Annotated in this window: 26 protein-coding genes; 4 read left to right on the top strand and 22 right to left on the bottom strand. The window is 70.8% G+C overall.

From position 1 onward, the window contains the following. Positions 1–10: 10 nt before the first annotated feature. On the top strand, positions 11–2,314 hold the full coding sequence (gene glgB, locus SOM13_RS05380; RefSeq protein WP_320479061.1) for a 1,4-alpha-glucan branching protein GlgB: 2,304 nt from the start codon (positions 11–13) through the stop codon (positions 2,312–2,314). 151 nt (positions 2,315–2,465) lie between these two features. Here the strand turns inward: glgB and SOM13_RS05375 are convergent, their stop codons facing one another. Together SOM13_RS05375 and SOM13_RS05370 are read right to left on the bottom strand one after the other, a co-directional pair. Further along, positions 2,466–3,455, bottom strand: coding sequence for a tetratricopeptide repeat protein (locus SOM13_RS05375; RefSeq protein WP_320479060.1), 990 nt, complete (start codon positions 3,453–3,455; stop codon positions 2,466–2,468). Then, positions 3,452–5,227: a hypothetical protein gene (locus SOM13_RS05370; protein ID WP_320479059.1), complete on the bottom strand. Its 1,776-nt coding sequence runs from the start codon at positions 5,225–5,227 to the stop codon at positions 3,452–3,454. Before SOM13_RS05370 ends, SOM13_RS05375 begins: the two co-directional genes overlap by 4 nt. A 256-nt stretch (positions 5,228–5,483) precedes the next feature. On the opposite strand from SOM13_RS05370, the gene SOM13_RS05365 reads away from it, so the two are divergent. Together SOM13_RS05365 and SOM13_RS05360 are read left to right on the top strand one after the other, a co-directional pair. Further along, positions 5,484–7,334 carry a DivIVA domain-containing protein gene (locus tag SOM13_RS05365; protein WP_320479058.1) on the top strand — a complete coding sequence of 617 codons (1,851 nt, stop codon included), beginning with the start codon at positions 5,484–5,486 and terminating at the stop codon, positions 7,332–7,334. A gap of 54 nt (positions 7,335–7,388) precedes the next feature. Beyond that, the gene (locus tag SOM13_RS05360) at positions 7,389–8,447 is read left to right on the top strand and encodes an AI-2E family transporter (protein WP_243214606.1); all 1,059 of its coding nucleotides are present in this window, start codon (positions 7,389–7,391) and stop codon (positions 8,445–8,447) included. 100 nt (positions 8,448–8,547) lie between these two features. Here the strand turns inward: SOM13_RS05360 and SOM13_RS05355 are convergent, their stop codons facing one another. The 10 genes from SOM13_RS05355 to SOM13_RS05310 all read right to left on the bottom strand — a co-directional run bounded on the left by SOM13_RS05355 (position 8,548) and on the right by SOM13_RS05310 (position 17,310). After that, positions 8,548–9,255, bottom strand: a complete 708-nt coding sequence (locus SOM13_RS05355; RefSeq protein ID WP_320479102.1) for an alpha/beta hydrolase — start codon at positions 9,253–9,255, stop codon at positions 8,548–8,550. Positions 9,256–9,299: 44 nt separating this feature from the next. Then, positions 9,300–9,602 (bottom strand): hypothetical protein, encoded by a 303-nt coding sequence (locus SOM13_RS05350; RefSeq protein ID WP_192058295.1) that lies wholly within the window; start codon positions 9,600–9,602, stop codon positions 9,300–9,302. 125 nt (positions 9,603–9,727) lie between these two features. After that, complete coding sequence (locus SOM13_RS05345; protein ID WP_320479057.1) at positions 9,728–10,405, bottom strand: lytic transglycosylase domain-containing protein; 678 nt, start codon at positions 10,403–10,405, stop codon at positions 9,728–9,730. A gap of 255 nt (positions 10,406–10,660) precedes the next feature. After that, complete coding sequence (locus SOM13_RS05340) at positions 10,661–11,224, bottom strand: DivIVA domain-containing protein (RefSeq protein ID WP_243214611.1); 564 nt, start codon at positions 11,222–11,224, stop codon at positions 10,661–10,663. Positions 11,225–11,279: 55 nt separating this feature from the next. After that, positions 11,280–12,278, bottom strand: coding sequence for a phosphatidate cytidylyltransferase (locus SOM13_RS05335; RefSeq protein ID WP_320479056.1), 999 nt, complete (start codon positions 12,276–12,278; stop codon positions 11,280–11,282). Continuing rightward, positions 12,279–12,797 carry a ribosome recycling factor gene (frr, locus tag SOM13_RS05330; RefSeq protein ID WP_197981716.1) on the bottom strand — a complete coding sequence of 173 codons (519 nt, stop codon included), beginning with the start codon at positions 12,795–12,797 and terminating at the stop codon, positions 12,279–12,281. A gap of 72 nt (positions 12,798–12,869) precedes the next feature. Continuing rightward, positions 12,870–13,589, bottom strand: a complete 720-nt coding sequence (pyrH, locus tag SOM13_RS05325) for a UMP kinase (protein WP_192058301.1) — start codon at positions 13,587–13,589, stop codon at positions 12,870–12,872. A 137-nt stretch (positions 13,590–13,726) separates the two neighbouring features. Beyond that, complete coding sequence (gene tsf / locus SOM13_RS05320) at positions 13,727–14,554, bottom strand: translation elongation factor Ts (RefSeq protein WP_192058304.1); 828 nt, start codon at positions 14,552–14,554, stop codon at positions 13,727–13,729. A 39-nt stretch (positions 14,555–14,593) separates the two neighbouring features. Beyond that, positions 14,594–15,541, bottom strand: coding sequence for a 30S ribosomal protein S2 (gene rpsB, locus SOM13_RS05315; RefSeq protein WP_192058306.1), 948 nt, complete (start codon positions 15,539–15,541; stop codon positions 14,594–14,596). Between the two features lie 308 nt (positions 15,542–15,849). Continuing rightward, the gene (locus tag SOM13_RS05310) at positions 15,850–17,310 is read right to left on the bottom strand and encodes a sugar porter family MFS transporter (protein WP_192058308.1); all 1,461 of its coding nucleotides are present in this window, start codon (positions 17,308–17,310) and stop codon (positions 15,850–15,852) included. Positions 17,311–17,438: 128 nt separating this feature from the next. On the opposite strand from SOM13_RS05310, the gene SOM13_RS05305 reads away from it, so the two are divergent. Continuing rightward, a complete protein-coding gene (locus SOM13_RS05305) occupies positions 17,439–18,065 on the top strand; it encodes a M23 family metallopeptidase (protein ID WP_320478157.1) in 627 nt (208 codons plus the stop codon). Between the two features lie 14 nt (positions 18,066–18,079). On the opposite strand, the gene SOM13_RS05300 is transcribed toward SOM13_RS05305, so the two are convergent. The 10 genes from SOM13_RS05300 to trmD form a co-directional block, all read right to left on the bottom strand. Continuing rightward, positions 18,080–18,991, bottom strand: a complete 912-nt coding sequence (locus tag SOM13_RS05300; RefSeq protein ID WP_243214614.1) for a tyrosine recombinase XerC — start codon at positions 18,989–18,991, stop codon at positions 18,080–18,082. 53 nt (positions 18,992–19,044) lie between these two features. Then, entirely contained in the window at positions 19,045–20,283 is a 1,239-nt protein-coding gene (gene dprA, locus SOM13_RS05295) for a DNA-processing protein DprA (protein ID WP_320479055.1), read from the bottom strand. Then, a complete protein-coding gene (locus SOM13_RS05290; protein ID WP_320479054.1) occupies positions 20,280–21,821 on the bottom strand; it encodes a YifB family Mg chelatase-like AAA ATPase in 1,542 nt (513 codons plus the stop codon). The genes dprA and SOM13_RS05290 overlap by 4 nt, the downstream gene beginning before the upstream one ends. Beyond that, complete coding sequence (locus tag SOM13_RS05285; RefSeq protein WP_192058314.1) at positions 21,818–22,180, bottom strand: YraN family protein; 363 nt, start codon at positions 22,178–22,180, stop codon at positions 21,818–21,820. The genes SOM13_RS05290 and SOM13_RS05285 overlap by 4 nt, the downstream gene beginning before the upstream one ends. A gap of 115 nt (positions 22,181–22,295) precedes the next feature. Further along, positions 22,296–22,619, bottom strand: coding sequence for a DUF2469 family protein (locus SOM13_RS05280; protein WP_055796429.1), 324 nt, complete (start codon positions 22,617–22,619; stop codon positions 22,296–22,298). Positions 22,620–22,677: 58 nt separating this feature from the next. Then, positions 22,678–23,313 (bottom strand): ribonuclease HII, encoded by a 636-nt coding sequence (locus tag SOM13_RS05275; RefSeq protein WP_320478154.1) that lies wholly within the window; start codon positions 23,311–23,313, stop codon positions 22,678–22,680. After that, on the bottom strand, positions 23,313–24,074 hold the full coding sequence (lepB, locus tag SOM13_RS05270; protein WP_192058318.1) for a signal peptidase I: 762 nt from the start codon (positions 24,072–24,074) through the stop codon (positions 23,313–23,315). Before lepB ends, SOM13_RS05275 begins: the two co-directional genes overlap by 1 nt. A gap of 63 nt (positions 24,075–24,137) precedes the next feature. After that, complete coding sequence (gene rplS / locus SOM13_RS05265) at positions 24,138–24,485, bottom strand: 50S ribosomal protein L19 (protein WP_192058321.1); 348 nt, start codon at positions 24,483–24,485, stop codon at positions 24,138–24,140. A 171-nt stretch (positions 24,486–24,656) separates the two neighbouring features. Continuing rightward, positions 24,657–25,280, bottom strand: a complete 624-nt coding sequence (locus SOM13_RS05260) for a hypothetical protein (RefSeq protein ID WP_320479053.1) — start codon at positions 25,278–25,280, stop codon at positions 24,657–24,659. An 80-nt stretch (positions 25,281–25,360) separates the two neighbouring features. After that, entirely contained in the window at positions 25,361–26,053 is a 693-nt protein-coding gene (gene trmD, locus SOM13_RS05255; RefSeq protein ID WP_320479052.1) for a tRNA (guanosine(37)-N1)-methyltransferase TrmD, read from the bottom strand. Positions 26,054–26,055: the final 2 nt, after the last annotated feature.

Here is a 26,055-nt window from a genome sequence, read left to right as displayed (position 1 = left end):
AGCACCCGAGATGACCTCCCCCTTCACCCCCGCGCCCGCGGAGGACCCGACGCCCGCCGACGTCCCGGTCGACCTGACCGTCGAGCAGACACCCGCCGAGCAGACGCCGGTCGGGCAGACGCCCGCCGAGCAGACGCCCGCCGCCCAGCCCGCGTCCGCGCCGACCGCACCCGACCTCGACGACGCCGAGGTCGCGGCCGCCGCGGAGGGTCGTCACGGCCACCCGCACGCGCTGCTCGGCGAGCACACCCGCGACGGGGTGACCGTCGTCCGCGTAGTCCGACCGCTGGCCGCCACGGTCACGGTGACCGGCGCCTCCTCGGAGGTCGTGACCCTCGAGCACGTGGGCCACGGACTCTGGCAGGGCGTCGCCGACGCGCCGCTCGGCGGCTACGAGATCGAGGCGAGCTACGAAGGAGGCGCGCCCTGGGTCGCCGACGATCCGTACCGCTTCTCCCCCACGGTCTCCGAGCTCGACCTCTACCTGTTCGGCGAGGGCCGCCACGAGCAGCTCTGGAACGTGCTCGGCTCGCACGTCCGCGAGCACGACGGTGTCACCGGCACCTCGTTCGCCGTCTGGGCCCCGCACGCGCACGCCGTCCGTGTGATCGGCGAGCTCAACGGCTGGTACGGCGCGCTGCACGCCCTGCGTCGCCTCGACGGCAACGGCGTGTGGGAGATCTTCGTGCCCGGCGTGACCGAGGGCGCGTACAAGTACGAGATCCTCACGCCCGACGGCGTCTGGGTCGAACGCGCCGACCCGATGGCGCGCCGGTCGGAGGTCCCCCCGGCCACCGCCTCCCTCATCACCCGCTCGGAGCACACCTGGTCGGACGACGCGTGGCTCGAGAAGCGCGCCGCGAGCGACCAGCACGCCGGCCCGATGAGCGTCTACGAGATGCACGTCGGCTCGTGGCGTCCGGGGCTCGGCTACCGCGAGCTGGCCGACCCGCTGGTCGACTACGTCACGGCCCTCGGCTTCACGCACGTCGAGTTCATGCCGCTCGCGCAGCACCCGTTCGGCGGCTCGTGGGGCTACCAGGTGACCGGCTACTACGCGGCGCAGAGCACCTACGGCTCGCCCGACGACCTGCGCTACCTGATCGACCGCCTGCACCAGGCGGGCATCGGCGTGATCATGGACTGGGTGCCCGGGCACTTCCCGAAAGACGAATGGGCCCTGGGCAACTTCGACGGGCGCGCCGTCTACGAGCACTCCGACCCGCGTCGCGGCGAGCAGCCCGACTGGGGCACCCTCGTCTTCAACTTCGGCGACTCGCAGGTGCGCAACTTCCTGGTCGCGAACGCCCTGTACTGGCTCGAGGAGTTCCACATCGACGGACTGCGCGTCGACGCCGTCGCCTCGATGCTGTACCTCGACTACAGCCGCAACGACGGCGAGTGGCTGCCCAACGAGCACGGCGGCCGCGAGGCCACCGAGGCGATCTCGTTCCTGCAGGAGGCGAACGCCACCGCCTACAAGCGCCACCCCGGCATCGTGATGATCGCGGAGGAGAGCACCAGCTGGCCCGGCGTCTCGCGTCCGACCAGCGAGGGCGGCCTCGGCTTCGGTCTGAAGTGGAACATGGGCTGGATGCACGACACCCTCGACTACGTCGAGAAGGACCCGATCCACCGCTCGTATCACCACGGCGAGATCACCTTCTCGTTCCACTACGCCTGGAGCGAGAACTTCATGCTGCCGATCTCGCACGACGAGGTCGTCTACGGCAAGGGCTCGCTCATCGAGAAGATGCCCGGCGACGACTGGCAGAAGCGCGCGAACCTGCGCGCCTACCTCGCCTACATGTGGGGCCACCCCGGCAAGCAGCTGCTCTTCATGGGCTCCGAGTACGGCCAGCCCACCGAGTGGAGCCAGGAGGCCGGTCTCGACTGGTCGGTGCTCGACCGCCACGAGCACCAGCAGATCTTCGACCTCGTCTCGAAGCTGAACAGCGTGTACCGCGCCGAGAAGGCGCTCTGGGCGCACGACTTCGACACCGAGGGCTTCGAGTGGATCGACGGAGGCGCGGCGCAGCAGAGCGTCGTCGCTTTCATGCGGAAGTCCGGCGACGGCGAGAGCGTGGCCGTGCTCGCCAACTGGTCGGGTCAGCCCGTGCAGATGCGCTTCGGGTTCCCCGAGGCGGGCACCTGGCACGAGGTGCTCAACACCGACGCCGTCGAGTTCGGCGGCTCGGGGGTCGGCAACTACGGCTCGGTCGTCGCGACGGACAGTCCCTGGGCCGGGCGACCCGCCTCGGCGGACGTCCTGCTGCCGCCGCTCGGGGTGCTCTGGCTCAAGCGCCGCCCCTGAGTCCCGAGGCGGCGGGGTCGTGACGACCCGCGCCTCCTCGGAACCGCTCGCGACAGCGGAAGGCCCCCGTCCGGTTCTCGGACGGGGGCCTTCATCGTTCTCACGGCACCGGCGCCCTGGTCGGCGTCTGGGGTCGGCGTCTGGGGTCGGCTCAGTAGAGCAGCATCGTCAGGCGGCGGCGTGCGGCGACGACCCGGGGGTCGTCGGCCCCGATGATCTCGAAGTACTCGAGGAGGCGCGCGCGGGCCCGATCACGCCCCGCGGCGTCCTGCGTCGGGAACACGGTGAGCACCCGGTCGAACGCGTCGTCGACATGTCCGCCGCTCACGTCGAGGTCGGCCACGGCGAGCTGCGCGTCGAGATCCGCCGGGTCGGCCGCCGCCGCCTCGCGGACCTCGGCCAGAGTGACCCCCTGCAGACGGGCGATCAGCGACACCTGCGCGAGACCGGCGACGGCCAGCTGGTCGCGGGGGTCTTGCGCGATGGCCGTCCTGTAGGCCGCGATCGCCGCGTCGTAGTCGCCGCGATCGATGGCGTCGTAGGCGTCCTGGTGGTGCGGGGGCAGCGGCTCGGGCTCGGGCTCGGGCGCCTCGCCCTCCACGTCGGGGGCGCCGTCGACGACCGCCCGGCCGGTCACGCCGTTCTGAGCGGCGAGCTCGAGCACCTGCTCGAACGCGTCGCGCACCTGCGCCTCGGGGAGGGCCCCGACGAACAGCTGCACGGGTCGACCGCCGACCACCGCGGCGACCGCGGGGATGGACTGCGCCTGGAACGCCTGGGTCAGCTGGGGGTTCGCATCGACGTCGACCTTGGCGAGCACGAGACGACCGGCGTACTCGGTCACCAGCTTGTCGAGCACCGGCGAGAGCTGCTTGCACGGCCCGCACCACTCGGCCCAGAGGTCGACGATGACGGGCACCGTGTTGCTCAGCTCGAGGAACTGCGCGAAGGTCTCGTCGGTCGCGTCGATCACGAGCGACGGGACGCCCACGGTGGCAGCGGCCCCGCCGTCGGGGGCGCCGGGTGCTCCCCCGGTCGCGGGCGCCGGTCGGCCGGCACCGCCCGCGGAGGGCCGCTCGACGAGCGACGACAGGTCGACGGCTCCGCGGAGACCGGCGGGCAGAGGGGGGACGTTGGTCATGGCAGCTCCTTAGCGCTGATGAGGGCCTGGCTGAATCCGAGGAGGACGATCTTCTGGTCGCTGCCCACGGCGGGCACCGAGAAGAGCAGCTCGACGCCGTAGGTCGCCTCGATGCCCTTCGTCGTCTTCTCGATGCCGGTGAGGGTCTTGACCGCACCGGCCGGGTTGACCTCGGCCCCTTCGGCTGTGGGCTTGACGGTCTCGACCTCGTTCAGGGCGACGGACACGATGGCACCGGCGTCGTTCGTCGCGAACGCGACGGCCGGGTCGTCGTCGGGGTTCGAGGCGAAGTCGATCGACGCGGTCTCGGGCAGGGCCTCACGCTTGGCGTCTTTGTAGGGCTTGCCGATCTTCTCGCGCAGGGTGTCGCCCTCCGGCTCGAAGAGCGGCGCGTACTCGCTCTCGTCGCCGTTGGCGAGGATGTCGCCGTAGGCGGTGGCGAGCTGGTCCGGCTGCAGGGTCAGGAGCTTGACGTCGGGCGAGAGCCGGGCGGCGCCGGTGCTGGCGGGCGCGACCGTGGGAGGCGTGGCCCCGGCCTCGAGGCTGGTCAGGTACTCGACCTGGTAGTTGGCCCGCGCCTCCTCTTGCACGAGGGTGAGCGCGATGGGCGCCACGGCCGTGTCGTCGGACTGGACGATGGCGAAGACGCTGCGGGGCCAGGTGTCGGCCTGCTGGGGCAGGGTCAGGGTGACGTCGCCCTCGGGGATGGCGATGGGCTCGGCGGCGGCCGCGTCTTTGTCGCGCAGGGCGTAGTTGGCCTCGCGCTGGGCCAGGGCCGGCCCGGTGAAGCGGGTGGCGGCGAGCTCGGCGTCGAGGGTCCCGTCGGCCTGCGAGGCCACGGCGGAGATGCGCTGCACGATGCGCTCGGCCTGCGCCACGCTGACGACCGGGGGCTGCAGGTCGTCCTGCTCGTCGTCGGACGCGGCCCCGGTGCTCGTCGGGGTGGGCGTCGCGGACGGACCCGACCCGGTGCCCCCGACGGCGCTCGGCCAGTAGTCGGGGGTGCAGCCGGAGAGCGCCAGGGCCCCCACCAGCACGACCGGCACGATCGCCACGGAACGACGGATCGCTCGACGGTCGCCCGCACCGCCGTCGCCGATGCTCGACGGTTCGCGCCGCGTCCGACGGGTCGGACGGAGGGGCTTGCCTTGACCGGAGCGCCGGCGCGGACCGCGGTTGCGGCGGTGGTGGGCGATCGCCCAGATGTAGAGCAGCACGCCGATCAGCAGCACGAGGAGACCACCGGCGATCAGCGGACCGGCCATGGGCGTCGCCGTCGAGAGCGGCCAGGTCACCCGGATCGTGTCGGGTGCCGGCGCGGCGCCGTCGGACACGACGACGAGGGAGACGTCGTCGGGGGCGTCGAGGGAGAAGGTCGGGTCGGCCCCGGCGTACTCGGCGTTCCAGAGGTCGGAGTCGGCGGGGCTCGGGACGTCGGCGGTGTCGCCGTCGACCACCGTGCTGACGAGTTCGCCGCTCGTCTCGTCGAACGACACCTCGTTGTAGGCCGAGTCGCCGACCCAGCCGAGGACGTCGGAGGTGCGGCCCGTGGCGGCGAAGGACGTGTCGGCACCCGAGATGCTCACCGTCTGGCGGCCGTCGTGACCGTGCAGCGCCTCGGAGGGCACGACGGTGATGCGGGCCTCGGAGTCGGAGGTCGAGACCGTCGACGAGACGCTGGGAGGTGGCGCGAAGACGGTCCGCTGAGCGAAGCCCAGGGCCACCATGAGCGCCGCCAGGACGACGACGAACACTGCGACGATGAAACGCACGTTTCTCTCCCTCCGTGCCACCATCCCGGTCGGGTCGCGACGAACCGCTCGGGACGGCCACGCCGGCGCGGGCCTGGCCGGATGGCCGGGCGCGGCAGCAGATTTTAAGACGGCTCAGCGTATCCGAAAAGACCTGGGAGGCGCGTGACCGACGAGAAGTCCTCTCAGGCCGGGTGGCGACCACTCCCTCGCCCGCTAAAATCGTCGGGTCCGGGCCGAGCGATCTCGTTCCCGCCGCCGAGCAAGAGGAGACACCGTGGCCGCTGACGAATCGGAATTCGGGACGGAACTCCGCGGGTACCGCAAAGAAGAGGTCGACCGCGCGTTGGGCGACCTGCGGCGCGAGCTGATCAAGTCGAACACCGACCGCGCCGAGACGGTCGACGACCTCAAGCGTCTGCAGAGTCGCCTCGACGAGCTGCAGTCCGAGCTCGACGAGGCCGGCACCCCGACCTACGCCGGTCTCGGCAGCAAGCTCGAGCAGACCCTCCGCCTCGCCGAGCAGCAGGCCACCCGACTCGTCAGCCAGGCCGACATCGACGCCGAAGAGCTGCGACGCTCGTCGACCACCGAGGCCGAGCGACTCGTCGCCGACGCCACCGAGCGCGCCGACGCCGTGCTGGGCGACGCCAGGGGTCGCGCCGCCGCCCAGATCGACGAGTCCCGTGCCGACGCCGACCGCATGGTCGCCCGAGCCCGCAACGAGGCCCGCTCGCTCCTCCAGGAGGCGCAGCGCGACTCGTCCGCCATGCGCGGCGCCGCGGCGACCGAGGCCGCCGAGAACGTGTCGACCGCCCGCCACGAGGCCGCCGCGCTCCGCGCCGACGCCGAACGGGACGTCGCCGAGCAGCGCGACATCGTCGGCCGCGAGGTCGCCGAGGCCCGTGCCGACGCCGCCGAGCTGGCCCGCACCACGGCCGAGACCCGCGCCCTCTTCATCAGCGACAGCGAACGCCAGCGCGCCGACCTCGACCGCGAGGGCGACACGCTCCGTGCCGAGCTGGCCCGCCTCGACGAGACCACCCGCGCCGAGCTCGAGGTCGAGGTGACCACCCGTCGCGCCGATCTCGAGCGCGAGATCACCGGCGCTCGAGCCGACCTCGACGACGACGTCGCGAACCGTCGCGCCGACCTCGACCGGGACATCGCCGAGCAGCGCGCCGAGCTGGCCCGCCACGTCTCCGAGACGCGCGCGGCGCTCGAGCGCGAGGTGGACGCCGGCCGCGACGACCTGAGCCGCGAGGTCGAGACGACCCGCGCCTCCTTGGCGACCGAGGCCCTCGAGATGCGAGCCGGGCTCCAGCTCGAGATCGAGACCGCCCGTGCGGAGCTCGAGCGCGAGGCCCGAGCCGCCCGCGACGAGATCGAGCTCGACCGCACCACGACCCGCGACGAGATCGAGCGCACCACCGTCGAGACCCGTGAGCGCCTGGCCCGCGACGTCCAGCAGCAGGCCGAACGCCTCGAGCGCGACGCCGCCGAGCACCGGGCGCAGGTCGAGGCCGAGACGGCGAACGCCCGTGCCGACCTCGACGCCGAGGTGGCCGAGAGCCAGGCGCGGCTGTTCGACGACGAGGAGGCGCAGCGCGCACGACTCGAGAACGAGGCGGAGACGACCCGCGCCCGGCTCGCCGCCGAACGCGACCGCGCCGAGGCGCTCGTCGCCCGCGAGACGGACGAGGCCCGGACGGCTCTCGCGCTCGAACGGACGACCCGACTCGACGAGCTCGAGCGCGACCTCGTCGCCCGACACCAGGCGGCCGTCGCCGAGACGCAGAACTACCTGGACGACGCTCACGCGCAGCTCGACGAGGCCCGGCAGCGCGCCGTCGACGTGCGCCGCGAGGCCGACGAGCTCGAGCGCTCGTCTCACGACCACGCGAAGACGGTGCGCGGCGAGGCCGACTCGACCGCGCACGAGGTGCTGACCAACGCCGAGGTGCGCAGTCGCGACATCGTGACGGAGGCCGAGAACAGGGCGCGCGACCTCGTCTCCGACGCCGAGCGCCGACTCTCGGAGTTGCGGGAGGAGCGCGACGCGGTCGCCTCGTACCTCGAGAACCTCCGCGCCATGTTGAGCGAAGCCGCGAAGGTTGCGCCAGAGTAGTCACGCGGCGGTCCCGTGCTGAACGACTCCGCCGCCCAAGAGGAGTAAGCCCGCGTGAAGATCCACAATCCGTTCCGGCTGGGCCTCCTGGCCGGGCTCGGCGTGCTCGTCGCCCTGGTGATCGGCGGTGCCGTCAGCGAGCTGTCCACGATCATCACGTACGTGGGCGCCGCGCTGTTCATCGCCCTCGGTCTCGACCCGATCGTGTCGTGGCTCGAGAAGCGGCGCGTCCCTCGGACCCTCGCGATCACCCTCGTCATGGTCGCCCTGCTGGGCGCCGTCGTCGGCGTCGTCTTCGCCATCGTCCCGGTGATCGTCAGTCAGGCCACGGCGCTGATCACGAACCTCGTGACCTACCTGCAGAGCGTCACGACGCAGCAGTTCGTCGACAACCTGCAAGAGCTGGTGCCCCAGAACGTCTTCGACGTGCAGCAGGGCCTCGACTCGGTCGTGGCGTTCCTCGGCGACCCCGACAACGTGGTCACGATCGGCGGCGGGGTCCTGGCGGTCGGCGTCGCGATCGGCAACGGGCTCTTCGCGACCATCGTCGTGCTGATCCTCACGCTGTACTTCACGTCGTCGATCAACAGCGTCAAGCGCGCGGTCTACCAGCTCGTGCCGGCTTCGAAGCGCCCGAAGTTCATCGTCATCGCCGAGCAGATCGGCGACTCCGTCGGTCGCTACGTGATCGGCCAGTTCACCCTCGCCGCGATCAACGGCATCTTGAGCTTCATCTTCCTGAGCATCATCGGCGCCGAGCAGCCCGCGGTCTTCGCGGCCATCGCCTTCGTGGGGTCGGTCATCCCCCTGGTCGGCACCATCAGCGGCTCGGCGATCATCGTGCTGGCCCAGGTCGCCCTGCTGCCCGATTCGCCCTCGACGTGGATCACCGCCGCCGTCTACTACCTCGTCTACATGCAGATCGAGGCGTACCTCCTCAGCCCGCGCATCATGCGCCGTGCGGTCAGGGTGCCCGGGGTGATCGTGGTCATCGCGGCGCTCGTCGGCGGCACGCTGCTCGGAGTCCTCGGGGCACTGATCGCGATCCCCTTCGCCGCGTCGGTGCTGCTCATCATCCGCGAGGTGCTCGTCCCCCGGCAGAACACGCTCTGACCCTGGCGAAGCCGCTGCCGCTGCCACTGCCGCTGCCGCTGCCGCTCCAGGCGCCGTGCGGTCGCACGCGCTCTGCGGTCACGTCCGCTCGGGCAGCGGCTCAGGGCCAGGTGGCGGGCAGCGGCAGCGCCTGCGGGGCGACCCGTTGCACGATCTCCGACAGCACGCGTGTGGTCTGCTTCTCGCCGACCCAGAGGTGCTTGCCGCCCTCGACGGCGACGACCTCGGCGCGGGGCACGACGGCGAAGCGGCGCCGCGCCTCCTCGGGTCGGAGGTAGTCGTCGAACTCGGGCACGACGGCGACGATCGGGGTCGCGACGTCGTTCCAGGCGGCGAGCTCGGCGTCGGTGGTGCGATGGAGGGGCGGTGACAGCAGCAGCAGACCCGCCGTCTCGACGCCGCGCCCGTGCTTCAGGGCGACCTCGGTGCCGAACGACCAGCCGACCAGCCACGGCGTGGGCAGACCCTCGTCGTGCACGAACGCGACTGCGGCCGCGAGATCGGCGGCCTCGGCGATCCCCTCGCCGAACTCGCCCTCGGACCGCCCCCTCGGTGATGACACGCCACGGAAGTTGAAGCGCAGCACCGCGAGGTCGGCCAGGGCGGGGAGGCGCGCGGCGGCCTTGCGGATCACGTGAGAGTCCATGAATCCGCCCGCCGTCGGGAGCGGATGCAGGGCGACCAGCGTGCCGACCGGTGCGCGGTCGGTGGGAACGGACAGCTCGCCGACGAGGCGGAGACCGTCGTCGGTGCGGAGTTCGACGTCGCGACGGCGCGCGGGAAGCAGGACGCCGCCCCGCACCTCGATGGACCCGGTCGGGTCGGTCGCGTCGGTCGAACGGGTCGGGTCGGTCACGAGATCCTCCAGCAGTGGGTGTGCCAATGACGACGGGACGCCAGGTCGTCGGCGTCACCGAAGAGCCCGTCGGCGCGCCACACGACGACGTGCGCCGTGCCGGGGGCGACGATCAGCGAGCAGCCGGGGCAGACGTACTCTTTGACGGACGACGACGCACCGATGGACTGGACGGTGAACGACCTGCCGTGTCGGGTCTCGACCACCGCGCCGCCCCGGATCGCCCTGGTGATGTCGTTCGCGGGCTCGTCAGGTCGACGTGTGTCGCGAGGGCGTCGCGGTCGATTGCTTCGGGGCATGACCACCACCGTATCGCGGCGGGGCGGTCGGCATCGTCAGAGTCCGGCTGCGGGTTCCAGCGGCTGAGCCGCTGCCGGTGCCGCCCTGGTGCCCCGGACGACCCGTCCGGTGCACGTGGACGGGATCAGTACCAGTTGACGGCCTGCGAGTGCGACCAGGCGCCGCACGGCGATCCGTAGACGCCCGAGATGTAGTTGAGACCCCAGGTGATCTGCGTCGCGGGGTTCGTCTGCCAGTCGGCGCCGGCCGTCGCCATCTTGCTGCCGGGCAGCGACTGCGGGATGCCGTAGGCGCCGCTGGAGCCGTTGGAGGCGTAGACGTTCCAGCCCGACTCCTTGTTCCACAACGAGACGAGGCAGTCGTACTCGCCGGTGCCCCAACCACGGGCGGACACCATGCCGGCGGCGATGGCCTTCGCGCTGCCGGGATCGGGGGTACCGGCAGCGGGGGCCGGAGCCGGACTCGCGGACTTCGACGTCGACGCGGTGGAGGCGTCGGCGGCGACGGAGTCGTCAGCCTCTTCGGTCACGACCGGCTCGGGCTCGGGCGGGGGCGGAGGGGGCGGCAGGGTGACGTCGTAGCCGTCTCGATCGGCCGTGGAGGCCGACGCGCCGATGACGGAGTACGACTGCCCGGGCGCGACCAGCACGCTGGCGCCGCCGACGACGCGGGTGGTCGCCTCGGCACCGGAGATCGGGTTCACGAGTGAAGCCGAGACGAATGCGAACGACGCGACGAAGCCGCATGCCGGGAGGATGTACCGCCCCCGACGGCGCCGAGGCGCAGGGGCCGGAGCGGCCACGACCAGACTCGACGCGGGGACCATACGGCGTGCCGCGATGGGTCTCGCGACGAGCGCCGGGTGCTCTCGAGGAGTGATGCCGGACGTCGGAGTTGCAGCGTGCCTACCCATAAGTGGACTAAGAATAACCGAAGTCCCGGGAACTGGCCAGGACGACGTCGTGCGTGTCTCAGCGGGAGGCGATCGCCTCGGCGGCCACGGGGAAGACGGATCGTCGTGCGCAGGCCTGCGCGCAGGGAGGTTCGACGGGCCGATTCAGCGGACGGCGAGCATCACGTCGACGACGGCGTCGAGCAGCACGTCGACCTGGACCTCTCGGTACCCGCCCCGCTTCGCACGGAAGACCACGGCGCGGACGTCGTCGATGCTCAGGGCCTCGCCGTCGCCGAAGTACCCCTTCAGTCTGCGGACGAAGCGGTCGACGTCGGCGGGGTGGTAGCCCTGCGTGACGATGCCGACCCGGTCGAACCGGTGGCCCGTCGGCCGATCGAGACGCGCCACGATCTCCTCCGCCGCCGAACGCGCACCCGCGAACCAGGCGGCGTCGCCCTCGCCGGCGAGCGACCGTTCGCGCTCGCGACTCGCGAAGGCGTCTTCCAGGCGCTCGAGGGCCGCATCGACGTGCGACGTGGAGTAGCCGCCCTTGGCCATCGTGAAGGCCGTGCGACGGATCTGCTCGGAGTCGATCGACGTGGACCGCGTGGCGCGCGTGGGCGCCGCGCCCGAGTACGCCGCGCGGGCCTTCTCCAGGAACGACTCGACCTCGGTCACGTCGTAGCCGAGTCGACCGTGCTGAGCCATCGGGAATGTCGTCTTCACCAGACCATCATGCCGCACCGACGCCCTGGGGCCGCCTGAGCGGATGCCCCGTGCGTCAGGTGACGATGAGGTACAGGGCGTAAGCCGCGGCCGCCGAGGGCAGCGTGCTGTCGAGCCTGTCGAGGAATCCGCCGTGGCCCGGCAGCCAGGTCGAGATGTCCTTGATCCCCAGGTCGCGCTTGATGAGCGACTCGGAGAGATCGCCGATGGTCGCCGTCACGATGATCACGCCACCGAGGATGAGACCGAACCACCAGGCCTCGTCGAGCATCAGCCACGACAGCAGGACCGCCGCGATGAGACTCGCAGCGACCGACCCGGCGAAGCCCTCCCAGGTCTTCTTCGGGCTGATCCGCGGAGCCATCGGGTGCTTGCCGAACGACAGGCCCGTCGCGTAGGCCCCCGTGTCGACGGCGATCACGATGATCAGTGCTGCAAGAGTCCAGTTGGCGCCGTTCGGCTGAGCGGCCATCAGCGCCATGAAGCTGCCCAGGAACGCGCAGTAGATCTGCACGAACGCGCCGGCGCCGATGTCGCGGGCCACCGAGGAGGCGCTGGTCCGGTGTGAAGGACGCACCAGTTCGACGAGCCGCCACGCCGACACCACGAGGATGCCGCCCACCAGAGCCAGCCACTGCCCCTGTGCACCGAAGTAGAAGGCGGCGGGGACGATGGCGACACCGGCGAGGACGCTCGGCAGTCGCGGTACGTCGCGACCCGCGAAGCGGAGTGCGCTCGCGAGCTCGAAGCACAGCGAGCCGATGAGGGCCGCCGCCACGATCATGAAGAACGCCGGCTCGAAGATCAGGCTGACGAGCACGGCGCCGCCGAGACCGACGCCGACGCCGATGGCCGCGGGGAGATTGCGCCCTGTGCGGGCGGTCAGCTTCTCGTTGCGGGCACCGAGCGCGGCGCGGCGCGTGCGGAGCTGGTTCTCGAGGTCGTGACGAGCGGCCTGCGCCCTGGCATCGAAGTCGGCCCGACGGCTACCGAGGGTGGTCTTGGGGGTCGGCCCCGAATCGTCAGGACGAGGGCCGTCAGGAGCGTCGCTCATCTAGACCTCGAGCAGCTCGGCTTCCTTCTTCTTCAACGCCTCGTCGATCGAGTCGATGTACCCCTTGGTCAGAGCCTCGAGGTCTTTCTCGGCACGAGCGACCTCGTCGTCGCCGACCTCGGACTTGAGGGCGTCGAGGTCGTCCTTCGACTTGCGTCGGATGTTGCGGATCTGCACCTTGGCGTCCTCGCCCTTGCTGCGCACGATCTTGACGAACTCCTTGCGGCGCTCCTGCGTCAGCTCCGGGATCGTGACACGGACGAGCGTGCCGTCGTTGGTCGGGCTCGCACCGAGGTTCGGGAAGGTCGCGATGGCCTTCTCGATCTCCTTGAGCGCCGTCTTGTCGTACGGGGTCACGATCATCGTCCGCGCCTCCGGCACCTGGAGGGATGCCAGCTGCGCCAGAGGGGTCGGGGTGCCGTAGTAGTCGACGGGGATCTTCTGGAAGAGCGCCGGGTTGATGCGCCCGGTGCGGACCTGACCGAAGTCGGTCTTGGCGGACTCGAGTGCCCGCTCCATCTTCTCGCGCGTCTCGTTCTGTACGTCGTTGATCGCCACAATGCTCCCTTGATTCGTTGTCGAGCTTAGTCGTCAGTTGCTGACGAGGGTTCCGATGCGCTCGCCACGGATGGCCCGGGCGATGTTGCCGCCGCCCTCCATGCCGAACACGTGCATGGGCATGCCGTTGTCCATGCAGAGGCTGAAGGCGGTCGAGTCGACGACCTTGAGCCCCTTGACCAGCGCCTCCTGGTAGGTCAGCGTCTCGAGCTTGACCGCCGAGGGGTCGTGGCGGGGGTCGGCCGAGTACACGCCGTCGACCCCGTTCTTGGCGACGAGCACCTCGTCGGCGCCGATCTCGAGGGCGCGTTGGGCGGAGACGGTGTCGGTCGAGAAGTAGGGCAGCCCCGCACCGGCGCCGAAGATGACGACCCGGCCCTTCTCGAGGTGGCGCTCGGCGCGACGCGGGATGTACGGCTCGGCTACCTGGGTCATCGAGATGGCGGACTGCACGCGCGTCGCCGCGCCCGCCTGCTCGAGGAAGTCCTGCAGGGCGAGGGCGTTCATCACGGTGCCCAGCATGCCCATGTAGTCGGCCCGGCCGCGGTCCATGCCCCGCTGACTCAGCTCGGCGCCACGGAAGAAGTTGCCGCCGCCGACCACCACGGCGATCTCGACGTCCTGGGCGGCGTCGGCGATCTCTCGGGCGATGGCGCCCACCACGTCGGGGTTGACGCCCAGCTGGCCGCCGCCGAAGGCCTCGCCGGAGAGTTTGAGGAGGACCCGTCGGCGTCCGGTGATGTCTGATGTCATGTGGGGTCTCCTTCGTTCATGGCCGTAGCCAGGTTAGCGACTCGGCGCTGGACGCTGTCCGCCCGACCGGGATCGGCGGCGGACACGGAAATGGGGCCTGAGACGTATGACCGTCTCAGACCCCATCGCGTATGTGGCTAGGCGCCGACCTTGATCCGGGAGAAGCCCTGGATCTCGATGCCGGCCTGCTCGACGACCTTGGCGACCGACAGCTTGCTGTCCTTCGCGTAGGCCTGGTCGAGCAGTGCGATCTCCTTGAAGAAGCCGGTCAGGCGACCCTCGATGATCTTCGGCAGGGCTGCCTCGGGCTTGCCCTCGTTCTTCGCGGTCTCTTCGACGATGGCGCGCTCTTTCGCGACGTCGTCGGCGGGGACCTCGTCGCGCGACAGGTACGTCGGCGCAGCGAAGGCGACGTGCTGGGCGATCGAGCGGGCGGTCTCAGCATCCGAACCGGTGTAGCCCACGACCACGCCGACCTGCGGGGGCAGGTCCTTGGAGGTCTTGTGCAGGTAGATCGCGAACTCGGAGCCCTCGACGCGAGCGACCGAGCGGAGCTCGACCTTCTCGCCCATGAGAGCCGCCTCGTCGTTGACGAACGCCTCGACGGTCTGGCCGCCGATGGCGGCCGCGTTGCCCTCGGCGGCGGTCGCCGCACCCGCGGCCGAGACGGCCTCGAGCACGGAGTCGGCCAGGGCGATGAACTTCTCGTTCTTGGCGACGAAGTCGGTCTCGCTGGCGAGCTCGATGATCGTGGCGTAGCCGGCGGAGGCCTTGGCGGCCACGAGGCCCGCGGTGGTCTGACGGCCCTCGCGCTTGGCGACGCCCTTCAGTCCCTTGACGCGAAGGATCTCGACGGCCTTCTCGATGTCGCCGTCGGCCTCGACGAGAGCGTTCTTGCTGTCCATCATGCCCGCACCGAGGCGGTCACGGAGGGTCTTGACGTCAGCGGCGGTGAAGTTTGCCATGTCTGACTTCCTTTCGTGGAGTCGGAGTGAAGAGGTGCGTTACTTCGAGTCGGCGGCGGCGTCGGCGTCGGCCGGCTCCGCAGCGGTCTCGACGGTCGCCTCGGCGACGGGCTCGGCGACCGGCTCGCCCAGGGGCTTCGCGGCGACCTGAGCGTCGGCGTCGTTCTCCTCCGTGGGGAGCGGCTCGGCGGCGGGCGCCTCGGTCGCGGCGTCGGCGGCCTTGGCCTCGCCCTGGGCGAGCAGCTCGGCCTCCCACTCGGCGAGGGGCTCGACGGGCTGGTCGGCGTCTTCGGGCTTCTGGTGACGCTGGACGAGGCCCTCGGCGGCGGCGTCGGCGACGATGCGCGTCAGCAGACCGACGGAGCGGATCGCGTCGTCGTTGCCGGGGATCGGGAAGTTGATCTCGTCGGGGTCGCAGTTGGTGTCGAGGATGCCGATGACCGGGATGCCGAGCTTCTTGGCCTCGTCGATCGCGAGGTGCTCTTTCTTGGTGTCGACGATCCAGAGCGCCGACGGCGTCTTGGTGAGGTTGCGGATACCACCGAGCGTCTTGTGCAGCTTGTCGAGCTCGCGCTTCTTGATCAGGAGCTCTTTCTTGGTGAAGCCCTGGGTGGTGTCGTCGAAGTCGATGTCCTCGAGCTCCTTCATGCGGGCGAGGCGCTTCGACACGGTCTGGAAGTTGGTCAGCAGACCACCCAGCCAGCGCTGGTTCACGAAGGGCTGGCCGACACGGTTGGCCTGCTCGGCGATGGAGCCCTGAGCCTGCTTCTTGGTGCCGACGAAGAGGATGGTGCCGCCGTGGGCGACGGTCTCCTTGACGAAGTCGTACGCGCTGTCGATGTAGCCGAGCGACTGCTGCAGGTCGATGATGTGGATGCCGGAGCGCTCGGCGAGGATGAATCGCTTCACCTTCGGGTTCCAGCGGCGGGTCTGGTGTCCGAAGTGGACGCCGCTGTCGAGCAGCTGGCGGATGGTGACGACGGCCATGGTCGTTCTCCTGTTTCTGGGCGCACACGCTGGTGCACCGGATTGTCGGTTGTCGGACGACCGGTCGGTCGTCGCTGCCTGGTGCCCGGGCGCACCTCCGCCGCTCGCACCCTGGGATGCGGTCGGACCGAATGGAGATGGAGGCCGGTGACGAACGGAACCGGACGGACCGGCTCGCGATCGGTGCGTCCGAAGACGCACTGGGCACGCGAAGTCAGCCTGCTGAGCAGGCTGCATCGATCATGCTAGCACCACGCGAGAACGCCCCGACCGGCAGCCGGTCAGGGCGTTCTGGGGCGTGTCGGACGTCAGGCCCTGGAGCGCTTGGCGTCGATGGATCCGTCGAGCGCCGAGACGCCCATCTCCTCCAGGGAACGACCCTTGGTCTCGGGGATCTTCGCGAAGACGAAGAAGAACGAGACGAGGGCGAAGAAGGCGAAGATGCCGTACGACAGCGTGAGGCTGAGGGCGGCGAGGCTCGGGAACGACACCGTGACGATGAAGTTGGCGATCCAGTTCGCCATGCTGCCGACGCCGAGCGCCGTGGCACGGATGCTGTTGGGGAACATCTCGCCGAGGAGGACCCACATCAGCGGACCCCAGGTCGCACCGAACGAGACCACGAAGAGGTTCGCCGCGACGAGCGCGACCGGGCCCCAGGCACCCGGCAGCGACGGGTCGCCGGAGGCGGTGGTCGTCGCCTGGCTGAATGCGAGCGCGGTGACGGCGAGGCTCAGGAACATCCCGACGGAGCCGGTGAGCAGCAGCGGGCGACGACCGACCTTGTCGACCAGGCCGATGGCCACGAAGGTCACGGCCACGTTGACGACGGCGGTGATCGTGGAGATGAGGAAGGAGTCCTCCTCCTGGAATCCGACGGCCTGCCAGAGGGTGGTCGAGTAGTAGAAGATCACGTTGATGCCGACGAACTGCTGCAGGACGGCGAGGATGATGCCGACCCAGACGATCGGCTGGAGGCCGAAGCGCTTGCCCCGGATGGACGACTTCGTGTCGAGGTCCGCCTCGGTCTTGATCGAGTCGGTGATCTCCTTCAGGCTCGTGTCGACCGTCTCGGTCGGGACGATGCTCTCGAGCACCTTGCGGGCCTCGCCCTCCCGGCCTTCGCCCGCGAGGTAACGGGGCGACTCGGGCAGACGCCATGCCAGCACGCCGTAGACGACCGACGGCACGACGCCGACGAGGAACATCCAGCGCCAGGCGGCGAGACCGAAGAGCGACGGCTCGGACGCGCCGCCCGCGGTGACCGCGAACAGCTGGTCGGAGAGGAGGGCGACGAAGATGCCCAGCGTGATGGCCAGCTGCTGGAACGACGCGAGTCGCCCGCGGATGGCCTTGGGCGATACCTCGCTGATGTAGGCCGGTGCGATGACGGAGGCGATGCCGATGCCGAGTCCGCCGATGACGCGCCAGAGAACGAGGTCCCAGACGGCGAAGGCCGCAGCCGCGCCGATCGAGCTGACGAGGAACAGCGCGGCGCCGATCAGCATGACCTTGATGCGGCCCATCTTGTCGGCGAGACGACCGGCGACGTAGGCGCCGATCGCGCAGCCGATCAGGGCCGAGGCGACGGCGAAGCCTGACGCGAACTCGGTCAGACCGAACTCGTCGGTGATCGACGACACCGCGCCGTTGATGACGGACGAGTCGAATCCGAAGAGGAAGCCTCCGACGGCCGCGGCCACCGCGAGCGCCGTCACCCGCCTGTTCAGCTTCTTGGCTTCCGCTGGATCTGCTGCCGAGTTCGACACGGTTCTCCTTCTTGCTCGGAGGAGGAGGGCGCGCCTCGACTCCTCCACAACGTCGTGCACCGGGTGTCCGTGCACCGATGAACGATACGCCTCGGCGGAGCGAGGTGCACGCTCGGCAGAATTTCCGGATGCGCCTCGTCGACCGTGCCTCGTCTCGCCACCGTGCCCGCGCCTCCTCGATGGGGGCCGGGGTCGGGTCCCTGGTCGTCGGGTGGCGTCCGAGGCTCGGGGGCGCGTCGCTGCTGGTGCTGCTCGTCGTGATGGCCGGGGGTGCGGACGGGACGGCGGGCGCGGCGGGCGACCCGGTGGGCGGCGCACCCGTCGTGACCGTCGGGTCGGTGCTCTGGTCGTGGCCGGTGGCGCCACCGCACCCGGTCGTCCGCCCGTTCGTCGCACCCGAGCACGCGTGGTCACCCGGTCACCGCGGCATCGACATCGGGGCCGCCGTCGGCGAACCCGTGCTGGCACCCGACGACGGCGTCGTGCGCTTCGCGGGCACGGTGGTCGACCGGCCGGTCCTCTCCATCACGCACTCCGACGGTCTGCTGAGCAGCTTCGAGCCGGTCACGACGGAGCTGACCGCCGGCGACGCCGTCACCCGCGGCGACGTCGTCGGTCTCGTCGTCGCCGGCCACTCCCCCGACGTCGACGCCGTGCACCTCGGCGCCCGTCGCGACGGCGAGTACGTCTCCCCGCTGCTGCTGCTCGGCGGCGGACGCCCGTCGGTGCTGCTGCCGACCCGCCCCGTGGGGTGAGGCGCGCCCGTCGGTCAGGCCCGGGGGTGCGCCGAGCGGTAGCTCTCGCGGAGCCGTTCCGTCGAGACGTGCGTGTAGATCTGGGTCGTGCCGAGACTGGCGTGGCCGAGCAGCTCCTGCACGGCCCGGAGGTCGGCGCCCCCGTCGAGCAGATGCGTCGCCGCCGTGTGCCGCAGCGCGTGCGGACCGGCGGGGCCGGCACCCGGGATGTCGCCGAGGAGGCGCGCGACCAGTCGGTGGACGGCTCGCGTGCCGAGTCGGCCCCCCTCCGCTCCGACGAAGAACGCGGTCGTGCCCGGCTCGCCGCCGGCCGCGACGAGCGAGGGCCGTGCCCGATCGAGGTACCGACCGAGCGCCTCGGCCGCTGGCACCCCGAAGGGCACCACGCGCTGCTTCGCCCCCTTGCCCGTCACCCGCACCATGAGCCGACCGAGGTCGACGTCGGCGAGGTCGGCGCCGACGAGCTCGGAGACCCGGAGACCCGACCCGTAGAGCAGCTCGACGACCGCGAGGTCGCGGCGGGCACCGGGGTCGTCGGTGTCGGCGCGGAGCTCGAGCGAGCGCAGGACGCCGTCGATCTGGGGCTCGGTGAGCACCCGAGGCAGGCGGCTCTCGGCCTTAGGCGCCCGGAGCCGGACCCCCACGTCGACGGCCGTGCGGCCGGTCTCCTCCAACCAGCGGGTGAAGGCGCGGGCGCTGGCCGATCGACGGGCGAGCGTCGCCCGTGCCAGACCGGAGCGGGTCGCCCGATAGAGCCACTCCCGGAGCAGATCGAGGTCGAGATCGGCGACGCGCGGGTCGCGACCGAGGTGGACGGCGGCGAATGACACGAGGTCGGCGAGATCGGAGCGATACGACCTGATCGTGTGCTCGCTGAGCCCGCGGCCGTGCCGCAGGTGCTCCACGAAGGCCTCGACGTCGATCATCACGCCAGAGTAGTCACCCGGTCGCCAGCGGCGGCCCCGCGCCCAGCCCTCGCTCACCCCGGGCGCCGTCGCCGCCACCCTCCCGCCTCACGCTCCACGAGACCGTCGAGCTCGAGCTCGGCGAGGACCTCGCGTGCGCGATCCGTCGACAAGCCGCTCGCGACCGCGACCTCGTCGGTGCCGCGATCGACGCGGGTGCTCAAGGCGTCACGGACGCGGAGTCGCTCGGGGTGCTCGCGTGGATCGGGGGCGGCACCCGTCGGAACGGCGCGCCCGGGCACGAGCTCGAGGACGTCGTCGACGGAGGTGATGCAGGCGCCGAGCCCCGAGCGGATCAGCGCGTGGCACCCCACCGACGACGGCGAGGTGATGGGACCGGGCACGGCCCCCACCGGCCGTCCGATGGCCTGGGCATGTGCGGCGGTGTTCAGCGCACCAGACCGCCGACCGGCCTCGACCACGACGGACACGGCCGACAGCGTCGCGATCAGCCTGTTGCGCTGCAGGAACCGCCATTTGCTCGGCGTGCTGCCGCAGGGCGACTCGGAGACGAGGAGCCCCTTCTCGACCACCGACCTCAGCAGCGTGTCGTGGCCGCTCGGATAGAAGCGGTCCACTCCCCCGGCCATGACGGCGACGGTGGGCCCCTCCGACACCAGCGCCGCGCGGTGCGCCATCCCGTCGATGCCGTACGCGCCACCGGAGACGATCGTGAAGCCCCGGTCGCAGAGCGCGCTGCTGAGATCGGCCGCGACCTGCTCGCCGTAGGCGGTCGACGCCCGACACCCCACGACGGCGATCGTCGACGCCACGGTCGGCAGGTCGGCCGAGCCTCGGAGCCAGAGCGCGGCCGGCGCATGGTCGCCCAGATCGTCGAGCACCACGGGCCATTCGTCGTCGCCGGGGACGACGAGTCGAAGCCCGATGGCCGTCGCCGCCCGGAACGACGACCGGATGCGGACGTCGTCGGTGCGCGGTTCCCATCGCGACAGCGCCCGGGCGATCCGCCGATCGGAGATCTCCTCCGGGTCGACTCCGGCCTGCCGAAGCGCCTGCCCGAGCAAGGACGGATCGCCTTCGGAGACGCGTCGGTCGACCGACTCGAGGACGACACGCAGGGCGACGGCCGCCCCGAGGACGCGCCGAGCGAGACCTCCCACGGCATCGCCCGGCTCGACGACTGCCGACCATGCGCCGAGGGCGAAGGCCTCGACCGCCCGTGCGCCGTCACGGCGGAGAGGCCCCACGACGGCGGCGAGATCCGAGCTCGAGGCCGTCAGCAGCTCGTTCACGACGATCTCCGGAGCGCGAGGGCGCCCAGCACGTGCGACCGCTCGGGCCGGTCGACGCCGTCGAGGTCGGCGAGGGTCCACGACACGCGGAGCACCCGGTCGTAGCCGCGCATGGTGAGCGCCCCGGTCTCGAGGGCGTGGTCGGCGGGCAGACTCACGGCGACCGGCAGGCGGTTGTCGCGCTCGCGCAGCCAGACGCCGGGCACCTCGGAGTTCAGCCGCCACGGGGTCGACGCGAGACGGTCGGCCGTCCGCGCCCGCGCCTCCTCGACTCGTCGCCTCGCGTCGGCCGTCGACGGTCGGACGGACTGCTCGGACAGTCGGAAGGCCGCCGAGCCGATCCGGGCGACCCTCAGCTGGAGATCGATGCGATCCACGAGAGGACCGGACAGCTTCGCCAGATACCTGCGACGGTGATGCGGCGAGCACTCGCAGCGGCCGTCTCGTGCTCCGTACTGCCCGCACGGGCAGGGATTGGCCGCCGCGACCAGCTGGAACCGCGCGGGGAACCGCGCGACGGCTCGAGCACGGTGGATCACCGCCTCGCCGGACTCGAGCGGTTGACGCAGGCAGTCGAGCACCGTCCGCGAGAATTCGGGTGCCTCGTCGAGGAACAGCACGCCCCGTGTCGCACGGGAGGCGGCGCCTGGGCGGATGATGCCGCTGCCGCCCCCGATGAGGGACGCCGCGCTGCAGGTGTGGTGCGGGCTCTCGAAGGGCGGACGACGGTCGAGCGCGCCGTCGACGGGCCGTCCGGCCAGCGACCGCACACTGCCGACCTCGAGCGCGGCGTCGAGGTCGAGATCGGGCAGGATGCCGGGCAGCCGCGCCGCCAGCATCGTCTTGCCCGCCCCCGGCGGACCCACCATCAGGAGGTGGTGCCCACCGGCCGCCGCCACGATCAGCGCCTGCACCGCGTCGGAGTTGCCGACGACGTCGGCGAGGTCGGGTCGCGGGCCGTCGACGGCCGACGCGAGTCCGATCGGACGCGGTCGCAAGATCGCCTCCACCGGCTCGGGGGTCAGATCGGCGCCGTGCCAGATGGCCGCCTCGCGGAGACTCGCCGCCGGGACGATGCGGATCCCCGGGACGAGCCCGGCCTCGGCGGCGTTGTCGCTCGGCACCATGACCGTCTCGGCCCCTGCCCGACGCGCCGCCAGCACCGCCGGCAGGACGCCGTCGACGGGTCGGAGTCTGCCGTCGAGACCGAGCTCACCGAGATGGACGATGCGCCCGACCGACACCGCCGAGACGAGGTCGGCCGCAGCGAGGGCCGCCATCGCGATCGCCAGATCGAACGATGAGCCCTGTTTGGGCAGCGACGCCGGCGAGAGGTTGACCGTCAGCTTGCGGGTCGGCAGAGCGCAGCCCGTGTTCGTGGCGGCGGCCCGCACCCGGTCGCGCGCCTCGCCGAGCGACGTGTCGGGCAACCCGATGATCATGAAGGCCGGCAGCCCCTGCCCCATGTCTGCCTCGACCTCGACCAGAGCGCCCTCGAGCCCCAGCAGCGAGACCGCCCGCGTGCGACCGATGCTCATGCGCCCGCCCCACGCACGTGGTCGATGCGCTCGTGGCCCTGGCACCTCTCGATCGTGATGCCGACGACGTCGATCCGCAGGCCGCGGCCCCGCCCGGGATTCGCTCGCGTCCACGCCGCGGCCAACCGCCGGAGCCGTGCCAGCTTCGACGCCGTGACCGACTCGAGGGCGTGGCCGTAGCCCGTGCCCGACCGGGTCTTCACCTCGATCACCACCACGTCGTCGCCGTCGAGGGCCACGAGATCGATCTCGCCCTCGCGGCACCGCCAGTTCTTGTCGACGACGCGCATGCCCTGCGCCTCGACCCACTCGGCGGCCACGTCTTCGCCGCGCCGCCCCAGATCATCCTTCTTCGCCATGTCGGCCTCCTCGACGAGAAGCGTCGCGGAGACCGGCTCGGCTCAGGCGCCGTGCGGAGCGGAGTGTGGAGCGATGCGCGCCCCGACCGACCGGGGAGGGATCAGCTGACGGGTCTCACTCGTCGAGCGCGAGCTCTTTCGGCAGCTCGAGATCGCGGGCCGTCAGCTCTTCGACGTTGACGTCTTTGAAGGTCAGCACACGCACCGACTTCACGAAGCGATCGGACCGGTAGACGTCCCATACCCAGACGTCGGTCATGCTCAGCTCGAAGTAGAAGTCGTGCTCGGTGTCGCGGCGGACGAGTTCGACCTCGTTCGCCAGGTAGAACCGTCGCTCCGTCTCGACGACGTAGCGGAACTGCGACACCACGTCGCGGTACTCGCGGTACAGCGCGAGCTCGACCTCGCGGTCGTAGTCTTCGAACTCGTCTTCGTCCATCGAGAAGACATCCTACGCGGAGCGCGAGAGGGTGTCGGGCACGACGGACGCCCGAGCGTCAGTGCAGCCAGGTCAGGCGATGCAGGGGCGACGGCCCCAGCTCGGCCAGCGCGCCGAAGTGCGAAGACGACCCGTACCCCTTGTTGCCCGACCAGCCGTAACCGGGGTGCTGGACGTCGGCCTCGATCATCAGGCGGTCGCGTTCGACCTTCGCGATGACCGACGCGGCGGCCACGGAAGCGCAGTCCCGATCGGCCTTGATGCGCGTGGTGATGCGCGGCGGGGTCGCCAGCTGCGGCGAGAGGTAGTCGTGGTTGCCGTCGAGGACGACCACGGAGCGCATGATGCCCACCCCCTGGTGATGCAGGGCCGTGAGGGCACGCCGGCCCGCCAGGCCGAGTGCGGCGACGATGCCGATCTCGTCGACCTCGTGGGCCTCGGCGAACCCGACCGCGTGATGCGACACCCAGGCCGTCGCCACGGGGTAGAGCGCTTCGCGGCGCTTCTCGGAGAGCAGCTTCGAGTCGCGGAGGCCGGTCGGCATCTCGATGCACCCGACGGGCACGGCGCCCAGGCCGACGGCCACCGGCCCCGCGATCGCGCCCCGACCCACCTCGTCGCAGCCGATGACCCACTCCGCGCCGGCGGCGTGCAGCTCGCGCTCGACGTCGAGGGTCGGATCGACGACGACCATCAGTCGCCCTCGCCCTCGCGCTCGATGCCGCGGAACACCTCGGGGTGGTCGTCGAGCCACTGCCAGCGGGTGTACGGCCAGCTGACGACGAAGGCCCGCCCCACGACGTCGCTCATCGGGACGAAGCCCTCGCTCGGCGTCGAGCCGTTGTAGCGGCTGTCTTTCGAGTTGTAGCGGTTGTCGCCCATCACCCAGAGCGAGTCGGCCGGCACCGTCACCGAGAAGTCGTCGCCCGATACCCGCGTCTCGCCGGGCGGGAGGAGGACGTACGGCTCGGTGAGCGGGACGCCGTTGACGGTCATCTGGCCGAAGTCGTTGCAGCAGGCGACGGTGTCGCCTGGCAGCCCGATGACGCGCTTGATGAGGTGGTCGTTGCTGTCTCGCGTGCCCAGACCGACCTGGGTGAGGAACCACGCGAGACCGTCGGCGACCGGATTGCCCGAACCCGTCGTGACCGGGGCGGTGCCGTCGAGCCAGCCACCCGGATCGGTGAACACCACGACGTCGCCGCGCTGGACGTCGACGACGTCGGGGACGAGCTCGTTGACGATGATGCGATCGTCGATCTGCAGCGTGTTCTCCATCGACCCGGAGGGGATGTAGAACGAGCGGATCAGGAACGTCTTGACCAGGAACGAGATCAGCAGCGCCGCGAGGAAGATCACGAGGATGTCGCGGAGGAACACGCCGAAGCCCCGAGGGCGGTCGTCGTCTCGCGTGGGTCGCAGACGGTGCCGATGTGAAGATGTCTTGTTTGTCATTTAACCGCCCGAGCTCCCCGCCATCGTATACGGCGGGGAGCTCGGGCGGGATCTAGGAGGCGATCAGCGGTCGCGCTTCTCCTTGATCTTGGCCTTCTTGCCGCGCAGCTCGCGCAGGTAGTAGAGCTTGGCGCGGCGGACGTCGCCACGGCTGACGATCTCGATGTGGTCGATGACCGGCGAGTGGACGGGGAACGTGCGCTCGACACCGACCTGGAAGCTGACCTTGCGGACCGTGAAGGTCTCGCGGACGCCCTCGTTCTGCTTGCCGATGACGACACCCTGGAAGACCTGGACACGCGAGCGCGTGCCTTCGATGATGTTCACGTGCACCTTGACGGTGTCGCCGGCACGGAAGTCGGGGACGTCCGTACGGAGGCTGGCGGAGTCAACCGCGTCGAGGATGTGCATAGTCGTTCGCTCTCTGCAACCGCCACAGGTCGACTGCCGTTCGTGGTGGGAGACCACCGATTCGTGATGAAGAGGATGTGCGCTGAGATGGCAGACTCCCCTGTGGCAGAGTCGTGCGCAGGCACAAACAACAAGTGTGCCACAGGCCGGAGCCCAGCCGCTACCGCCGGGTCATGCGTCGGAGCGGCTAGCGTCGCCCTCGCCCCGGGGTTCGATGCGGATCACCGGGCCGTCGCCGCGGGCCGGACCGCGCATCCCGCCGGCGTCCGACGGGCGACCACCGGCCGCCCCGGCCTGCGCGACCCCGAGACCGGCGACGCGGTCGAGGTCGGCCATCGACGCGGCCACCCGCTCACCGGTCTCGCGCAGCAGCTGCCAGACCCCGGAGGCGATGAGAGCGATCACCGACGCGATCGTGACGACGGCCGAGAGAGCGAAGAGCGCGGTCGACAGATCGAGACCGCCGCCCGCCACAGCGGTGAACGCCGACGCGGCCCGCGACCCTGCCGAGCTGTCGACCAGGAAGAACCCCAGCGCGAGCTGTGCGACCCAGGCGGTGCCGAGCAGACCGGCGTCGAGCCACGAGACGGCACGGCCGGTCCGCACGCTGCGCCGGGCCACGACGAGACCAGCGGCGACCACCTGACCCACGAAGAGCAGGGGCACCAGGAAGACCTGGCCGACGAACTGGAGCCCGAGAGGCACGCCGAAGAAGGCGCGACCGAACATGACCCAGAGGGGCAGGGCGAACACCAGAGGCCAGAGGAGGCGGAAGAGGACGCGGCGTGCCGTCATGCAGACAGAGTACGGAAGCAGGGTGGGGAACTCCTGCATCGCGTCGGCGGACGGACGCCCGCGAGTCGCTCCGACGTGCGTCAGTCGATCAGATCGGGGCGGACCCGTCGGGTCCGCTCGATCTGCTGCTCATGCCGCCAGGAGGCGATCGCCCCGTGGTTGCCGCTGAGGAGCACCGGAGGCACGTCGAGACCCCGCCACGACGATGGCTTCGTGTAGCTGGGGTACTCGAGGAGTCCGTTCTCGTGGCTCTCCTCCGTCAGGCTGGCGGGGTTGCCGACCATGCCCGGGACGAGACGGCCGATGGCCTCGATCATCGCGACGACGGCGACCTCGCCGCCGTTCAGCACGTAGTCGCCGAGACTGATCTCGCGGACGGTGACGCGGGTCGCCGCGTGGTCGACGACCCGCTGGTCGATGCCCTCGTAGCGACCGCACGTGAAGACGAGGTGCTGCTCGAGCGCCAGCTCTCTCGCCACCGCCTGCGTGAACGGGGTGCCCGCCGGGGAGGGGACGATCATGGTCGTCGTCTCGGGAGTGGAGTCGTCGCTGAAGACGTGGTCGAGCGCCTCGCCCCAGGGCTCGGGACGCATGACCATCCCGGCGCCCCCGCCGTACGGGGTGTCGTCGACGGTGCGGTGCCGATCGTGCGCGAAATCGCGCAGATCGTGCACCGACACGTCGAGCAGCTTCTGCTGACGGGCCTTGCCGAGCAACGAGATGTCGAGCACCCCGAAGAACTCGGGGAAGATCGACACGATGTCGATGCGCACGG

The sequence above is a fragment of the Frigoribacterium sp. CFBP9030 genome (assembly GCF_034045195.1).
In the GTDB taxonomy this organism is placed as follows: Bacteria; Actinomycetota; Actinomycetes; order Actinomycetales; family Microbacteriaceae; genus Frigoribacterium.
The sequence above is the reverse complement of the archived record's forward strand: the minus strand, read 5'-3'. Positions and strand labels throughout refer to the sequence as shown.

Coding starts and splice junctions, on each gene's coding strand:
- SOM13_RS05260 (WP_320479053.1), bottom strand. CDS start 25,280: ATGACGGCACGCCGCGTCCTCTTCCGCCTCCTCTGGCCTCTGGTGTTC.
- SOM13_RS05275 (WP_320478154.1), bottom strand. CDS start 23,313: ATGGTCGTCGTCGATCCGACCCTCGACGTCGAGCGCGAGCTGCACGCC.
- glgB (WP_320479061.1), top strand. CDS start 11: ATGACCTCCCCCTTCACCCCCGCGCCCGCGGAGGACCCGACGCCCGCC.
- pyrH (WP_192058301.1), bottom strand. CDS start 13,589: ATGACATCAGACATCACCGGACGCCGACGGGTCCTCCTCAAACTCTCC.
- SOM13_RS05335 (WP_320479056.1), bottom strand. CDS start 12,278: ATGAGCGACGCTCCTGACGGCCCTCGTCCTGACGATTCGGGGCCGACC.
- lepB (WP_192058318.1), bottom strand. CDS start 24,074: ATGACAAACAAGACATCTTCACATCGGCACCGTCTGCGACCCACGCGA.
- tsf (WP_192058304.1), bottom strand. CDS start 14,554: ATGGCAAACTTCACCGCCGCTGACGTCAAGACCCTCCGTGACCGCCTC.
- rpsB (WP_192058306.1), bottom strand. CDS start 15,541: ATGGCCGTCGTCACCATCCGCCAGCTGCTCGACAGCGGCGTCCACTTC.
- SOM13_RS05350 (WP_192058295.1), bottom strand. CDS start 9,602: ATGCCCCGAAGCAATCGACCGCGACGCCCTCGCGACACACGTCGACCT.
- SOM13_RS05300 (WP_243214614.1), bottom strand. CDS start 18,991: ATGATCGACGTCGAGGCCTTCGTGGAGCACCTGCGGCACGGCCGCGGG.
- SOM13_RS05280 (WP_055796429.1), bottom strand. CDS start 22,619: ATGGACGAAGACGAGTTCGAAGACTACGACCGCGAGGTCGAGCTCGCG.
- SOM13_RS05285 (WP_192058314.1), bottom strand. CDS start 22,180: ATGGCGAAGAAGGATGATCTGGGGCGGCGCGGCGAAGACGTGGCCGCC.
- rplS (WP_192058321.1), bottom strand. CDS start 24,485: ATGCACATCCTCGACGCGGTTGACTCCGCCAGCCTCCGTACGGACGTC.
- SOM13_RS05375 (WP_320479060.1), bottom strand. CDS start 3,455: ATGACCAACGTCCCCCCTCTGCCCGCCGGTCTCCGCGGAGCCGTCGAC.
- SOM13_RS05305 (WP_320478157.1), top strand. CDS start 17,439: ATGCGCCTCGTCGACCGTGCCTCGTCTCGCCACCGTGCCCGCGCCTCC.
- frr (WP_197981716.1), bottom strand. CDS start 12,797: ATGGAGCGGGCACTCGAGTCCGCCAAGACCGACTTCGGTCAGGTCCGC.
- SOM13_RS05290 (WP_320479054.1), bottom strand. CDS start 21,821: ATGAGCATCGGTCGCACGCGGGCGGTCTCGCTGCTGGGGCTCGAGGGC.